A 14394-nucleotide genomic window follows, 5' to 3' on the forward strand; every position below is an offset into this window, starting at 1 on the left:
CGGATCGCCGTGCGGAGGGGGCGGTCCTGGCGTGGGCGGTCCTGGCCTGGGCGGTCGTGGCGTCGGCGGACGACCACCGCCCGGGGAGCCTGCTTCCGTGCCCGCACCCGTCCGGTCGCGGCTACTCTCGGGGCGTGATCACGACGACGGAGCGGGTGGACGACTGGATCGGGGGCTGGTGCCGTGCACGCGGCGTGCAGCGCGTCCGCGAGGACGGGGCCTGGCTGGTCGACGTCGGAGCGGAGTCCCGCACGCGGGAGCGGATCCTGGTCGATCCGTCGCCCTCCGCGCTGCAGCAGGGCGCCGAGCGGACAGCGGGCCCCGCGGAGTGGCTGACGATCGTGGGAGTGGGCGACGACGCCCGCCTCGCGCCCGCCGCCGGGCTGGAGCTCGTCGCGGGCGACGAGAGCCTGATGGCGGCGCTCCTCGGCCCGGGTCGCACCGTCGAGGGAGCCGTGCTCGAGGCCGCCGACGAAGTGGCGACCGTCCGGCTGCTGGTCGAGGGAGTCGTCGCCGCCCGCGGCAGCGCCGCCGTGAACGGGACGGTGGCGGTGCTGGACCGGATCGAGACCGATGCGCGGTTCCGCCGGCGCGGGCTCGGGCGGCAGGTCGTCGATTCCCTCACCGCCTGGGCCCGCGTCGAGGGCGCCCGCAGCGGTCTCCTCGTCGCGAGCACGGACGGCCGCTCCCTCTACCTCGCCCTCGGGTGGGAGGTGGTCGCGCCGGTGCGCATCTGGCGCGGAGCCGCACTCTGAGGCCCACGACCGGGCGGCTCGGTCGCCGGATTCAGCTCCTCCGCCGATCGTCCCTCCGGGAATGCACGTCCACGTGATTCCGGACCGGATCCGGTGCCTCTCCGGAGAGAGAGAGGCACCGGACTCCCGCCCTCCTCGAAAAGGCGGCGGAGAACGACGGGACGATCGTGATCCGGTCAGTGGACCGGCTATGGCCACCCGGCGCACCCTCCCCGGAAGAGGGACATGCTTCATCGACCACACGGCGTGATCCGATAAGCGGAACATCCGCTTCTCGGACTCGTGTCACGGCATTCGGGACATCAGCCGAGGGCGCCCTTCTCGGCGGAATAGAGCTGCTTCACCTGCTCCGCGGTCAGCGCCCGGTCCCACACCCGCAGTCGAGCGAGGGAGCCGGCGAAGCGGTTGATCATCGTGCCGTCCCGGCCGACCGCTCCGACCACGAAGTCGCCCGGAGCCGCGTTGAGGCCGTCGGGATAGACGTAGGGGTTCTTCGCGTAGGTCGCGCCGAGCTTGTCGGTGTAGACCGGGTACGCGGTGGCGGCGCCGTCGAGGTACGAGACCGCGACTGCGCCGTCGTACGTCCCGACGTGCAGCTGCCACGTCCCGCGCGTGATCCGGCGGGGCTCCACCGAGTAGTCGCGCGAGTACGGGTAGCCGGGCGTCGGCCCGCCGAGCTTCGAGACGTGCATGCACACCCGCTCCCAGCCGCCGTACTCGGGGAGGTTGTTGAACAGTGCGTAGGAGCGCAGCGGCCCGACCGTCGACTCCTCCCAGACGCCCGCGATGCAGGCGCCGTCCGGGTCGGAGTTGAGCACCCACGCCGCGATCGTCACCTGGCCGGTCGAAGCGCCCAGGTTGAGCGGGCCGACCTCGCCCTTGGGGACGAGGAGGTGGTCCGTCGTCCCGTTGAGGGCGACTCCGGTGCCGAAGGGCGTGGCGACGGCGCGGGCGGAGGAGCCGGCGCCCTGCCGCAACGCCGGAGCGCCCGCGACGGCCGAGGCGAAGGGGGCGGCGCTCTCGGCGAAGGACCACTCCGCGATCGGCGTGGGCACGCTGACCGTGGGGACCGGGGCGGCGTCCCCGACGACGAACGCGTCGAGGATCAGGTTGGTGCCGCTCGCGGCGGGGTTGCGCCCGCTCCCGCGGCGGATCGTCACCGTGTGCGGCCCGGCCACGAGCTGCCCGCTGCTCCAGACCGTCTGCTTCGACCGCGTCGCGGCGCTGTAGCGGTCGACCGATGCGACCTTCACGCCGTCGAGCTCGACGTCGTTGATGCCGGACGAGCCGGTCAGGCGGCTGATCCAGCTCACGCTGGTGCCCGTGAAGGCGAGGGTGGCGGAGGCGCCCGCGGTGGTCGAGTAGGCGATGCTGCCGCCGCTGTCCGTGCTCGCCGTGAGCGTCGACCAGGTGCCGGTCGTGACGATCGGGGCGGAGCCGTTCTCGTACGTGCCCGCACCGGGAAGGGTCGTCGCAGGCGGAGGCGTCGCGTCTTGGACCACGAAGGAGTCGAGCAGCAGGTTGGTCCCGGTCGAGGCCGGATTGCGGCCGCTCCCGCGGCGGATGGTCAGCGTGTGCGGCCCGGCGGCGAGCTGTCCGCTGCTCCACACCGTCTGCTTCGAGCGGGTGGACGCGCTGTAGCGGTCGACGGACGCGACCTTCACCCCGTCGAGCTCGACGTCGTTGATCCCGGAGGACGACGTGAGGCGGCTGATCCAGGCGATGCTCGTGCCGGTGAAGGCGAGGGTCGCGGAGGCGCCGGAGCTGGTCGAGTAGGCGATGCTCCCGCCGCTGTCCGCCGTGGCCTTCAGGGTCGTCCAGGTGCCCGTGGTGGCGATCTGCGCGGAGCCGTTCTCGTAGGTGCCCGCGCCGGGCAGCGTGGACACGGGGGGAGTCTCGGGCGCGGGCTCCGTCTGCGGCACGGGGCCCTCGGCGATCCAGCGCTGGAAGGTGTCGATCATCTCCTTGTTGGTGAAGCTCGGGACCTTGTGGCCGTCGGTGCCCTCCCCCGGGTGGGTGCGCAGCGTCGCCTCCTTCGCCAGGGGCAGGGCCGCGGCGTGCAGGGCGGCGCCGTGCAGGGCGAGCGGCACCATGACGTCGTCGGGCGATCCGGTGATCCTCAGCCGGGCGCCGCGCCACACCGACGCGGGCAGTCGCGCGGGATTGGTGGCGGCGATCGCCGCGGCGTCCGCGTACTCGGGGCCGATCTTGTCCGGCTCGCTCGCCGCGCGCTCCTCCATGTCGTAGGAGCTGCTGCAGACGTACGCGCCCCGGATGTTCGGCACCATCCGCTTCCCGTAGGCCCAGGCCAGGAGCGGTCCGCCCCCGGAGTCGGAGCGCAGGAGGCTCGCGTCGATCCGCCACACCGACGCAGCCCAGGCGGCGACCGCGGCCTGGAGCTCGATCGCCCGAGGGCTCGACCAGATGCTGCCGCCGTAGGTCGGGCAGATGCTGACGATGCCGCGGTCCACGGCGAGGTCGGCGGAGTAGGCGAAGGCGCTCGAGAGCGCCGTGTGGGTGCCGTTGCGGGCGTGGTAGTACCAGAGCATCGATGCGCCCCTGGTCTGCGACGGAGGCGTCGCGTGCGGCACGAACAGGCGCGCCCGGTCTCCCGCGACCACGACGTCGATGATCTCGTAGCGCTTGCCGCCCGTCTTCGACGTGGCGGTGGACAGGCGGGAGACCTCGCCGGGCAGCCGGGGCACCGCGGTGAGGTCGCCGGCCGCGAGGGCCGGCGTCGCGAAGGCGATCGCGCCCGCGCCGGCGACGGATCCGGCGAGGATCGTGCGGCGCGAGAGAGCGGAGCGTGCCTCGACGCCGGATCGGGGGTCGGTGCGGGAGGAGTCGCCGGAGTCGCCGACGGCAGTGTCCTGAGGAGTCACGGAAGAGAACGCCTTTCCGATCGTCACCGTTCCGGGTACACCGATCGAAAGAGGAGGAGAAGGCGTTCAGTGAACGAGCGGCAGTGCTCGCGATACCGATGCGGATCGCCTTCTCCTCGAGAAGGAAAGGGAAGCCGGGCCAGGCTAACAGGGGGATCGAGAAGCGGTTCAGTATTTATACCCACCGCTTCATCCATCGAAAAGAGAATGCGCGAGGAGTCGATTGTCCGGTCGCTTATCGTCCCTTCTCCGGTGACACGACTCCTGCCGGACACCGCTGTCTGGCAGGATGCCCCCGTGTCGCAGACGGGTCGGCCGCAGCGGGGCGGCGCCCTCCCCGTGCTCCTCGTGTTCCTCCGCCTCGGGCTGACGTCGTTCGGCGGGCCGATCGCGCACCTCGGCTACTTCCGTGAGGAGTTCGTGGTGCGCCGCGGCTGGCTGACCGATCGCGCGTACGCCGACCTCGTGGCGCTGTGCCAGTTCCTCCCCGGACCCGCGTCCAGCCAGGTCGGGATGGCGGTCGGCCTGCAGCGCGCGGGACTCGCAGGACTCGTCGCCGCGTGGTGCGGATTCACGCTCCCCTCGGCGATCGCCCTGGTCCTCGTCGCCGGTGTCGTCGTCGGCGCGGGCGACGTCGCCGCCGCCGGCCGGCTCCTGGGCCTCCAGGCAGCGGCGGCCGCGGTCGTCGCGCAGGCCGTGCTCGGGATGGCGCGCACACTCGCACCGGACCGCCGCCGCGCGACGATCGCCGGCGCGGCGGCCGTCGCCGTGCTCCTCGCCCCGGAGCCCTCGCTGCAGGTGGCGGTGATCGCGGCGGCGGGCCTGGCCGGCGTCCTGTGGCTGCGCCGCGAGGAGGCGGCTCCGGACGACGGCCCGGGCTTCGCGGTCCGGATCCCGACGGCGCTCGCGGTCTCGGCTCTCGCCCTCTGGGGACTCCTCCTGGCCGGCCTCCCCCTGGCCGCCGCGCTCACCGGCGAGGGAGCGGCAGGTCTCGCCTCCGTCTTCTACCGCGCGGGCGCTCTGGTGTTCGGGGGCGGGCACGTCGTGCTCCCTCTGCTGGAGGCGCAGACGGTCGGCGCCGGCGCGGTCGGGCAGAGCGAGTTCCTGGCCGGCTACGGAGCGGCGCAGGCGGTCCCCGGCCCGCTCTTCACCTTCTCCGCGTTCCTCGGCGCGGTGGGCGCGGGGACGCCGGACGGCGTCGCGGGGGCGTCGATCGCGCTGGTCGCGATCTTCCTGCCGGGCGCGCTGCTCGTGATCGGCGTGCTCCCGTTCTGGCAGCGGCTGCGACACCTGCCGGTCGCGCAGCGGGCGCTGGCCGGCGTGAACGCCGGCGTGGTGGGACTGCTCGGAGCGGCCCTCTACGACCCGGTGCTGACCGAGGGCATCGGCTCGACCGGTGCTCTGGCGCTCGCGATCGGCGCCTTCGTGGCGCTGACGCGCTGGACCGTGCCCCCGTGGATCGTCGTCCTCGCCGCCGCGGGCCTCGGCGCCCTCCTCCTCTGACTCCCTCGGGGGCGATGATCGGGTCCGGCCCTGGCAGGCTGGAGGCATGAGGGCACGGGGGACGACAGCGGCACTGGTGACGACGGCAGCGGCGGGGCTCCTGCTGCTGGGCGGGTGCACCGCCGGCGGCGGGGCCGACACGGGCGCCACGGCGTCCGCACCCGCCTCGCGGACGCCGAGACCCGCCATCATCGACCTGATCACTCCGAGCCCGACCTCCTCCGCTCCGGCGACCGCCGAGCCGGTCGGCACCGTGGTCGACGCGGGGCCGGTCGGCGAAGGAGTCCCCGCCACCGTCTCGGGCACGGGGCCGGCCGACGTGTCGTTCCAGCGGCAGGGCGAGTTCGCGGTCGTCCTGAGCCTGGACTGCTCGGCCTGCACCGGCACGGCGATCGTCACCGCCGCGGGCCGGATGTCGCCCTTCGGCGAGGCCGCCGCCCCGATGACCGGCTCGTTCCTGACCGGCGTCTTCCGCGACGACCCCGTCGATCAGCAGGTGATCGTCCGAGCGGAGGGGCCGTGGACGCTCGGCCTCCAGAGCTGGAACGACCTCGCGACGGTGAGCGGGGCGCAGTCCGGCACCGGCCCGGCCGTCCTCTTCTTCTCGGACGACGTCCCGCGCGTGACGGTCGAGTACACCCCGGCCGGACCCGACGACTCGTTCTCGGGCCGGGTGTTCACCACCTCCGACCAGCCGCAGCTGTTCGGCGACACCGGTGCCTTCTCCGAGGTGTTCGACGCCGATCTCCCCGGCGTGATGGCCGTCCAGACCGAGGGCACCTGGACCGTCACACCGACGCCCTGACCCGGGGTCGCGACGCACCGACCGCGGAGTCAGGGGACGGGCGCCCCGTCTGCCCAGACCCGCCGCACGCGGAGTGACGCGTCGAGCAGGACGACGTCGGCGCGGTACCCGGGAGCCAGCAGGCCGAGGTCGCCACGGCCGAGCACGCGGGCGGGAACGGCGGTGAGGGCGGCGACGGACGCCTCCAGCCCGAGACGGCCGGGTCCGACGGCGTGCCGCAGCGCCTCGTCCTGCGTGAGCGTGGATCCGGCGAGGACGGCGGTGCCCGCGAGTCGGGCGACTCCGCCGAGCACCTCGACGTCGAGCGGGCCGAGGCGGTGCGCACCGTCGCCCGCCCCTGCCGCCGCCATCGCGTCGGTGACCAGTGCGATCCGCCCGGGAGCCGCCGCGAACGCGAGCCGCGCCACCTCGACGTCCACGTGCCTGCCGTCGAGGATCAGCTCGAGCGCGACCCGCTCGTCGCCGAGGGCCACCGGGATCGGGCCCGGGGAGCGGTGGCCGATCCCGGGCATGGCGTTGAACGCGTGCGTGACCAGCCGGGCTCCTCGGTCGAACGCGGCCCGCGTCTGGTCGGCGTCCGCTTCGGTGTGGCCCACCGCGACCACCGTGCCGGCGCCGGCGAGCCGCTCCACTGCTGCGAGGGCTCCCGGCAGCTCGGGCGCGAGCGTGATCTGCGCGAGCCGTCCGCGGGCGGCGTCCAGCAGCCGGTCGACCGCGCCGGAGGAGGGGTGCGCGAGAGTCGCGGGGTCGTGCGCACCGCTGCGCGAGGGCGCGAGGAACGGGCCCTCGAGGTGCGCGCCGAGCACGAGCGGGTCGACGGCCGCGAGGGCCGAGACGGCGTCCAGCGAGGCCTCCAGCTGCTCCAGCGGCGCCGAGACCAGGCTGACCAGCGAGCGCGTGGTGCCGCGGGAGCGGTGCAGCGCGAGGCCCGCGCGGATCGCCTCCGCTCCTCCGTCGAAGCCGTGACCCCCGCCGCCGTGCACGTGGAGGTCGATGAAGCCCGGGACAGCGGTGAGGCCCCGCGCGTCGTGCAGCTCCGCCCCCTCCGCGGACCGGCGCCAACCGGAGCCGGTGCCGGTCGCCGTGATCGCGCCGTCCCGCGCGAGGAGCCAGTGGTCCTCCACCGACCCGGCCGCGTCGACCTTCCGTGCGCTGTGGATGATCAGCGCGGCGTGCGCCATGCGGTCGTCTCCTGGGGTGTCTGTTCCGGATCGGCGGGGAGTCCGCGCCCACCCGACGATGGCACAGCCCCCGACGGTCGAGCCTCTCCGACACCGATCACCGCGCCACCCGAGCGCATTCCGCGCCTCCGCGTCACGAACAGGGACCTCGCGCGTCTCCTCTGCATGCCTACCCTGGACACCCGAACCCCCGCCCCCCGCCCCACAGCGTCCCGCCGGCCGCTCGACGTCTTCGCCATCGCGGCGGCCGCCCTCGTCAACGAGCGCTACCTCGATCGGCGCTTCACCGTCGCCCGCCTCGCCGCCGAGCTGCGGATGCCCGCCCTGCTGCTGCGGCTGCGGTTCCGCCGCTGCTACGGGCTCGGCCTCGACGAGCACCTCGCCCTCCGCCGACTCGAGCTGGCCGCCGTCCTGATGGCGAGCACCCCCGTGGGGCTCGGCGGCCTCGACCGCATCGCCCGGTGCTCCGGCTACCGCGGCACCGCGGAGCTGGACCGCGATCACCGGAGGCACCGCCGGTCCTCCGCGCTGGGCGCCTGGTTCCGGGCCGCCCCGCGTCCCGAGCGCGAGCCCCGTCCGGGCACCCGGCCCGAGGAGGAGCTGCTCGCCGCAGCGCCGGGCGCCACGACGCCGGCCCGCCTCAGCAGCGTCCGCTCGGCACCGGTCACCCCCCTGAGGCGCCGCGCCTGAGCCCTGCCGCGGAGCGGTACAGTGCCACGATGCGCACCTCCGGAACCCGCCGATGACGGCCGTCCGCTACGTCGCGATCGGCGATTCCTTCACCGAGGGGGTCGGCGACGAGCGGCCGGACGGCACCCCGCGAGGCTGGGCCGACCTCACGGCCGCGGGATGGGCGGCGGCCACGGGTGAGCGGGTCGAGTACGCCAATCTCGCGATCCGGGGCCGGCTCATCGCGCCGATCCTCGCCGAGCAGCTCGAGCCCGCGCTCGCCCTGGGCCCGACCCACCTCTCCTTCAACGGAGGCGGCAACGACATGCTGCGCCCGCGGGCCGACATCGAGCGGATCGCCGACGCCTACCTCCGCGTCCTCGAGCGCTGCGACGAGCAGGGCGTCGTGCTGATCGCCCTCGCCGGCGCGGACCCGTCCCCCCGGCTCCCGCTCGGGTCGCTCATCCGCCGCCGCGGGGACGCGCTGACCGACGCCGTCCTGCGTCGGACGAGCCACCGGACCGACGTGGTGGTGGCCGACAACTGGCACGACCCGGCCTTCGCCGACCCGGCGCTGTGGTCGGAGGACCGCCTGCACCTCGGCCCGCGGGGGCACCGGCGGGTGGCCGACCGGGTCCTCCGGGCGCTCGGGCTCACGCCGCTCCCCGCGCTGCCGGACGCCCCCGAGACCGCACTCCGGCGCGGCGGAACGGTCCAGTACTACCGGCAGCACGTCGCGCCCTGGGTGCAGCGCAGGCTCACGGGCACGTCCTCCGGGGACGGTCGCGCTGCGAAGTACGCGGGCTTCGTGCCGATCGACCCGGCCTGACGCCTCCTCCGAGGAGCACGGCCCTCGTCCGTCGGGCCGGGATCTCCTCCTGAGGCGCTCAGCGGCGATCTCTCGCGGCGGCTCGGCGGCGTCGAGCGCTCAGTGCCAGCCGTACCGCGCCGAGAGCACCCGGGCGACGGCGTCGTACCGGGGACGATCCAGGGCGGCGCCCTCCCGGCGCATCCCTGCGGGATGCACGCGGAACACGCGCTCCGGGTCGACCCAGCTGGGACGTCCGTCCGGGTCCCAGCCACCGGTGCCGACGGCCAGGTAGTCGGAGTGCTCCTTCGAGCTCAGCCGCACGGCGAGCACCGTCCCCGACTTCTCGACCGCGAGCACGAGCACCGGGCGGTCCTTGCCGCGGCCGTCGTCCTCCTCGTAGGGCACCCAGGTCCAGACGACCTCGCCCGGGTCCGGGTCGCCGTCGGGCGTGGGCGCGTAGCCCAGGCGGACGCCGCGGAGCCGCGACGGGTCGACCTCGACGGTGCGGCCCACTCCGCTCGCGCCCGGCGTCGGCGCCGTCGTGCTCAGGTACGGGCGCTGCGGGCGGGGCCCGGCGTCCGGCCGCGGGGCGACCGCGCGGCCGAGGAGTCGGAGGAGCAGGGACACGACCGAGCGCGAGGAGGGCACCCCGGAACCCTAGCCCGGATCAGGTCCCCGCCGCCCCGAGTGCCCGTGCCTCGCGGACGCGCCGACGGGGTGCCGGCTCCGGAGAGTCGGCACCCCGTCGGATGCTGCGAGGAGCGCGAGGTCAGTCCGCCAGGACGTAGCCCGCCTCGCCGTGGATGGCCGTGTCGATGCCGGCGATCTCGTCCTCGTTCTTCACGCGGAAGCCCATGGTCTTCTGGATGATCCAGCCGATGAGGAGCGTCATGACGAAGGAGTAGGCGAGGACGGTGAAGGCCGCGAGGGCCTGCTTGCCGAGCTGGCTCGCGTCGCCGGTGAGGAACAGGCCCACGCCGGTGCCGAAGAAGCCGATGTAGAGCGTTCCGATGAGGCCGCCGACGAGGTGCACGCCGACCACGTCGAGCGAGTCGTCGTAGCCGAGGCGGTACTTGAGGTCGATCGCCAGGGCGCAGACGGCACCGGTGATGACACCCAGGACGATCGCCCAGAACGGCGACAGGCTGGCGCAGGCCGGGGTGATCGCGACGAGGCCCGCGACCGCGCCCGAGGCGGCGCCGATGGAGGTGGGCTTGCCGTCCTTGATCTTCTCGACGACGAGCCAGCCGAGGATCGCGGCGGCCGGAGCGGCGATGGTGTTGAGGAAGGCGACGGCCGCGATGCCGTCGGCGGCGAGCTCGGAGCCGGCGTTGAAGCCGAACCAGCCGAACCAGAGCAGTCCGGCGCCCAGGAGCACGAACGGCGGGTTGTGCGGCTGGTGCGCGCCCTTCGTGAAGTTGACGCGCTTGCCGAGCACCAGGGCGAGGGCGAGGGCCGCCGCACCGGCGTTGATGTGCACCGCGGTGCCTCCGGCGAAGTCGATCGCTCCGACGTTGTAGGCGATCCAGCCGCCGTCGACGACGGTGGCGTCGTCGCCGAGGGTGAAGTTGAAGACCCACGAGGCGACCGGGAAGTAGACGACGGTGGCCCAGACGCCGGCGAAGACCATCCAGGCGCCGAACTTCGCGCGGTCCGCGATGGCGCCGGAGATGAGCGCGACGGTGATGATCGCGAACGTCGCCTGGAACGCGGCGAAGGCCAGCGTCGGGTAGGCCGACGTCTGCTCGCCGAGCGCGTCGTTGTAGATGCCCTGCAGGCCGATCTGAGCGGTGTCGATGCCGAGGACGCCGTCGATGCCGACGAAGGTGTCGGTGCCGGCGGGGCCGGACGGGCCGTTGCCGAACGCGATCGCGTAGCCGTACAGGACCCAGAGGACCCCGATGAGGCCCATGGCTCCGAAGCTGAGCATCATCATGCTGATGACGCTCTTCGCACGCACCAGGCCGCCGTAGAAGAAGGCGAGCCCGGGGGTCATGAGCAGGACCAGCGCGGCTGCGATGAGCAGGAACGCGGTATTGCCTTGATCCATTGTTGAACCTCTCGTGAGTGTGCAGAGAAAAGCCCGGAGCGAGGACGCTGCGTCGGAGCACGGCCTGGAGACACGCGGGTGTCGGGTCACCTCGGGTAGCCGACAGTCTGGTGGCGCGAGGTTTCGTCCCGTGAGGCACCGCGTTTCGGGGAGGTTACGGCCGAGGCCCCTGTGTAAAAAGCGCGTTACGGCACGCTGGCGAACGGCACGACGACGACCCCGGGAACGCCGGGAGGAGAGCGGATCGGCTCCTCGGAGGATCGGCTCCTCGGAGGACCGGCTCCTCGGAGGATCGGCTCCTAGGAGCGGGGCGCCATCGACGTGAGCGCGATCAGCCGCGACATCGAGCGCAGGTACTTCTTGCGGTAGCCGCCGCTCAGCATGTCGCCACCGAAGACCTCGTCCAGGGGCGTCCCGGAGGCGAGGACCGGGATCTGCGCGTCGTAGACCCGGTCGATGAAGGCCACGAGGCGCAGGGCGTCGGTCTGGTCGGTCAGAGCGGTGACGCCCCGGAGCACGATGGTGTCGACGCCGTCGATCACCTTGATGTACCGGGAGGGGTGCACGGTGCCCAGGTGGTGCACGGCGTCCGCGAACGGGTCGTCGGTGACGACGGAGCCGACGGGGGCGGCCGCGACGAGGGCGTCGATCTCCTCGTCACTGCGCACCACGGCGTGGCCCTCGATGTCGCGGCGCCGGTAGTCGGTGCCGTCGATCCGCATCGTCTCGAAGTGGGCGGCCATCGACTGGATCTCGCGGAGGAAGTCCGCTGCGGCGAAGCGCCCCTCGCCCAGCGCGTTGGGCGGGGTGTTCGAGGTCGCGGCGATGCGGGTCCCGGAGGCGACGAGCTCGCCGAGGAGCCTGGTCATCAGCATCGTGTCGCCCGGGTCGTCCAGCTCGAACTCGTCGATGCACAGCAGCGCCGAGCCCTTGAGGAGCGAGACGGTCGCCGCGTAGCCGAGGGCGCCGACGAGCGCGGTGTACTCGATGAACGTCCCGAAGTAGGTGCGGCCCGGCACCGCGTGCCAGATCGCCGCGAGCAGGTGGGTCTTGCCGACGCCGAAGCCGCCGTCGAGGTACACGCCCGGCTTGACCGCCGGGGCCTTCTTCCGGCCGAAGCCCAGGAAGCCGCCTCCGCCGCCCTTCGACCCGCCGCCGGCGGCGAACGCGCGGAGAGCCTCCACCGCGTCGGCCTGCGAGGGGTACTCCGGGTCGGGACGGTAGCTCTCGAAGGTGGCGCCCTCGAACTGGCGCGGGGGCACCAGCGTCGACGCGATCTCGTGCCCGCTGATCTGGGGCGAGCGGGCGGTCAGGCTGCTCGTCGATCGGACGTCGTCGGGGCTCACTCGCGTCTCGCATCCTGCACACGGCGGGGGCCTGTGCGCTCAGTGGCGGCGGCCGCACCGGGAACGGACCCGCCGCGGTTCTGTGTCGAACTCTTACGGCGCCCTCCGTGCGGCGTCGTCCGCGGACGCGTACTGTCGCTGAAGGGCGGGCTCCAGCGTAGCCCGCCGTGGAATCACGCCCGCGCTCCGCGCACCATCCTGGAGGTCCTCCTTGTCCGTCGAAACCGATCCGTCGCCGAAGTTCGCCTCCTACGCGCACCCCGAACGGCTCGTCAGCGCCGACTGGCTCGAGCAGCGCCTCGGCACTCCCGGTCTCGTCGTCGTCGAGTCCGACGAGGACGTCCTGCTCTACGAGACCGGCCACATCCCCGGCTCCGTCAAGATCGACTGGCACACCGACCTCAACGATCCGGTGCAGCGCGACTACATCGACGGCGCCGCGTTCGCCGCGCTGGTCGGCGGCAAGGGCATCGCCCGCGACACCACCGTCGTGATCTACGGAGACAAGAACAACTGGTGGGCCGCCTACGCGCTCTGGGTCTTCACCCTCTTCGGCCACGAGGACGTCCGTCTGCTCGACGGCGGCCGCGACAAGTGGCTCGCCGAGGGCCGCCCGACGACCACCGACGCCTCCTCCCCGGAGCCTGCCGAGTACCCGGTCGTCGAGCGCAGCGACGCCGAGATCCGCGCCTTCAAGGACGACGTCCTCGCGCACTTCGGCAACCCGCTGATCGACGTCCGCTCCCCGGAGGAGTTCACCGGGCAGCGCACGACCGCGCCGGCCTACCCGGAGGAGGGCGCCCTGCGCGCCGGTCACATCCCGAGCGCGCAGAACGTGCCCTGGGGCAAGGCCGCCGCCGAGGACGGCACCTTCCGCCCCCTCGACGAGCTGAACGGCGTCTACCGCGAGGGCGCGGGGCTGAAGGACGGCGACTCCGTCATCGCCTACTGCCGGATCGGCGAGCGCTCCGCCCACACCTGGTTCGTGCTGACCCACCTCCTCGGCTTCGAGGGCGTCCGCAACTACGACGGCTCCTGGACCGAGTGGGGCAGCGCCGTCCGCGTCCCGATCGTGCAGGGTGCCGAGGCCGGCGAGGCCCCCGCCGCCCGCTGACCGTCACGACGAAGGCCGAGAGCGCCGACAGGCCCCGAGAGGGCCCGGATCGGGGCTCTCGGCCTTCGTCGTGAGGGCCCTCCGACCGACTCCCGATGAGACACTGGAACCGATGACCGACACCACGCTCCCCGACGCTCTGCGCGACATCCGCGAGGAGTTCCTCGCCCTCGAGAAGCCGGAGCGCCTGCAGCTCCTGCTCGAGTTCTCGAACGAGCTCCCCGACCTGCCCGAGCGCTACCGCGACCACCCGGACCTCTTCGAGCGCGTGGAGGAGTGCCAGGCGCCCGTCTTCATCGTCGTCGACGTGGAGGGCGGGATCGTGCACCTGCACGCCACGGCTCCCCGCGAGGCGCCCACGACGCGCGGCTTCGCGTCGATCCTGGCGCAGGGCCTGGCCGGGCTCACCCCCGAGCAGGTGCTCGCCGTCCCCGACGACTTCCCGCAGACCATCGGCCTCTCGGAGGCGGTCTCGCCGCTGCGCCTGCGCGGCATGACCGCGCTGCTCGGCCGCACCAAGCGGCAGGTCCGCGCGCACCTGGCCGCATGATCCTCCGACCGCTCGTCCCCCCCGGTCCGCCGATCGTGATCGGTGAGGACGGTGCGCGAGCGGCGGTCGCGGACGCCTGGCGCCCCGACGGGGCGGTGCGCGTGCGCCTGAACATGATCGCGAGCGTCACCGGCTCCAGCACCGGCTCCGACGGCACCAGCGAGACGCTCACCAACCGCGTCGACCGCACGATCCTCGGAGTGATCCGCGAGCAGGCCGACGTCGTCCTCGTCGGAGCCGCCAGCGTCCGCGCCGAGGGCTACCGCGTGCCCCGGCGGGTCCCGCTCGCCGTCGTCTCCGCCTCGGGCGATCTCGCCGGGCACCGCCTGGAGCTGCAGGAGGGCTCCCGGGTCCTGCTGCTGGTGCCGGAGTCGCGCGGCGCGGTGGAGGGGCTCCCCGCCGGCGTCGAGGTCGTCCGGATCCCGTCCTCCTCGGAGCGGATCGGCGTCGACGAGCTCCTGGACGCTCTCGCCGGGCTCGGCCTGCGTCGCGTCGTCTGCGAGGGCGGCGCCTCGCTCTCGGGCCAGTTCCTCGCCTCGGGCCGAGTGGACGAGCTGTGCCTCACCACCTCCCCGCGGGTCGTCCTCCCGGGCCTCCCGGTCGCGACGGGCACCGCTGTCGTCGACGACGCCTACGCCCTCACGCTGCTGGCCGCCGACGATTCCGGGGCCGTGTACACCCGGTGGAGCCGCACGCGCTGAGAGCCGCCCACCCGGCGTGCCTCCGCG

At 73.6% G+C, this 14394-nt stretch carries 13 protein-coding genes; 8 read left to right on the forward strand and 5 right to left on the reverse strand.

Annotated features, from left to right (window positions below):
• Nucleotides 1–134 precede the first annotated feature (134 nt).
• A complete protein-coding gene (locus tag C5D08_RS17165; protein WP_219812808.1) occupies nt 135–755 on the forward strand; it encodes a GNAT family N-acetyltransferase in 621 nt (206 codons plus the stop codon).
• Nucleotides 756–1057: 302 nt separating this feature from the next.
• Here the strand turns inward: C5D08_RS17165 and C5D08_RS02515 are convergent, their stop codons facing one another.
• Nucleotides 1058–3637, reverse strand: coding sequence for a LamG-like jellyroll fold domain-containing protein (locus C5D08_RS02515; protein WP_104275662.1), 2580 nt, complete (start codon nt 3635–3637; stop codon nt 1058–1060).
• A gap of 297 nt (nt 3638–3934) precedes the next feature.
• Here C5D08_RS02515 and chrA point away from each other — a divergent pair, with 297 nt between their 5' ends.
• Entirely contained in the window at nt 3935–5140 is a 1206-nt protein-coding gene (gene chrA / locus C5D08_RS02520) for a chromate efflux transporter (protein ID WP_258067232.1), read from the forward strand.
• 46 nt (nt 5141–5186) lie between these two features.
• Nucleotides 5187–5945, forward strand: a complete 759-nt coding sequence (locus C5D08_RS02525) for a hypothetical protein (protein WP_146086046.1) — start codon at nt 5187–5189, stop codon at nt 5943–5945.
• A 29-nt stretch (nt 5946–5974) separates the two neighbouring features.
• Here C5D08_RS02525 and C5D08_RS02530 read toward each other — a convergent pair whose 3' ends face one another.
• Nucleotides 5975–7126, reverse strand: a complete 1152-nt coding sequence (locus C5D08_RS02530) for an N-acetylglucosamine-6-phosphate deacetylase (protein ID WP_104275665.1) — start codon at nt 7124–7126, stop codon at nt 5975–5977.
• A gap of 165 nt (nt 7127–7291) precedes the next feature.
• Between C5D08_RS02530 and C5D08_RS02535 the strand changes: the two genes are divergently transcribed.
• Nucleotides 7292–7816, forward strand: coding sequence for a hypothetical protein (locus tag C5D08_RS02535; RefSeq protein ID WP_104275666.1), 525 nt, complete (start codon nt 7292–7294; stop codon nt 7814–7816).
• A gap of 52 nt (nt 7817–7868) precedes the next feature.
• The gene (locus C5D08_RS02540; protein ID WP_104275667.1) at nt 7869–8624 is read left to right on the forward strand and encodes an SGNH/GDSL hydrolase family protein; all 756 of its coding nucleotides are present in this window, start codon (nt 7869–7871) and stop codon (nt 8622–8624) included.
• 99 nt (nt 8625–8723) lie between these two features.
• Here the strand turns inward: C5D08_RS02540 and C5D08_RS02545 are convergent, their stop codons facing one another.
• The 3 genes from C5D08_RS02545 to zapE all read right to left on the reverse strand — a co-directional run bounded on the left by C5D08_RS02545 (nt 8724) and on the right by zapE (nt 12002).
• Nucleotides 8724–9254: a type II toxin-antitoxin system PemK/MazF family toxin gene (locus C5D08_RS02545; RefSeq protein ID WP_219815138.1), complete on the reverse strand. Its 531-nt coding sequence runs from the start codon at nt 9252–9254 to the stop codon at nt 8724–8726.
• Nucleotides 9255–9375: 121 nt separating this feature from the next.
• A complete protein-coding gene (locus C5D08_RS02550) occupies nt 9376–10656 on the reverse strand; it encodes an ammonium transporter (protein WP_104275668.1) in 1281 nt (426 codons plus the stop codon).
• A gap of 299 nt (nt 10657–10955) precedes the next feature.
• On the reverse strand, nt 10956–12002 hold the full coding sequence (zapE, locus tag C5D08_RS02555) for a cell division protein ZapE (RefSeq protein WP_104275669.1): 1047 nt from the start codon (nt 12000–12002) through the stop codon (nt 10956–10958).
• Nucleotides 12003–12213: 211 nt separating this feature from the next.
• Between zapE and C5D08_RS02560 the strand changes: the two genes are divergently transcribed.
• The 3 genes from C5D08_RS02560 (at nt 12214) to C5D08_RS02570 (ending at nt 14367) form a co-directional block, all read left to right on the forward strand.
• Nucleotides 12214–13116, forward strand: a complete 903-nt coding sequence (locus C5D08_RS02560) for a sulfurtransferase (protein WP_104275670.1) — start codon at nt 12214–12216, stop codon at nt 13114–13116.
• Between the two features lie 112 nt (nt 13117–13228).
• Complete coding sequence (locus C5D08_RS02565) at nt 13229–13666, forward strand: SufE family protein (RefSeq protein ID WP_104222086.1); 438 nt, start codon at nt 13229–13231, stop codon at nt 13664–13666.
• Complete coding sequence (locus tag C5D08_RS02570) at nt 13663–14367, forward strand: dihydrofolate reductase family protein (RefSeq protein WP_104275671.1); 705 nt, start codon at nt 13663–13665, stop codon at nt 14365–14367. The genes C5D08_RS02565 and C5D08_RS02570 overlap by 4 nt, the downstream gene beginning before the upstream one ends.
• Nucleotides 14368–14394: the final 27 nt, after the last annotated feature.

The organism is Rathayibacter sp. AY1B6, from assembly GCF_002932755.1.
Taxonomy (GTDB): Bacteria; Actinomycetota; Actinomycetes; order Actinomycetales; family Microbacteriaceae; genus Rathayibacter.

Bases quoted from the DNA above. Each gene is read 5' to 3' on its own strand.
- C5D08_RS02550 (WP_104275668.1), bottom strand. From the start codon at position 10,656: ATGGATCAAGGCAATACCGCGTTCCTGCTCATCGCAGCCGCGCTGGTC.
- C5D08_RS02535 (WP_104275666.1), top strand. From the start codon at position 7,292: ATGCCTACCCTGGACACCCGAACCCCCGCCCCCCGCCCCACAGCGTCC.
- C5D08_RS02525 (WP_146086046.1), top strand. From the start codon at position 5,187: ATGAGGGCACGGGGGACGACAGCGGCACTGGTGACGACGGCAGCGGCG.
- C5D08_RS02570 (WP_104275671.1), top strand. From the start codon at position 13,663: ATGATCCTCCGACCGCTCGTCCCCCCCGGTCCGCCGATCGTGATCGGT.
- C5D08_RS02530 (WP_104275665.1), bottom strand. From the start codon at position 7,126: ATGGCGCACGCCGCGCTGATCATCCACAGCGCACGGAAGGTCGACGCG.
- C5D08_RS02565 (WP_104222086.1), top strand. From the start codon at position 13,229: ATGACCGACACCACGCTCCCCGACGCTCTGCGCGACATCCGCGAGGAG.
- C5D08_RS02540 (WP_104275667.1), top strand. From the start codon at position 7,869: ATGACGGCCGTCCGCTACGTCGCGATCGGCGATTCCTTCACCGAGGGG.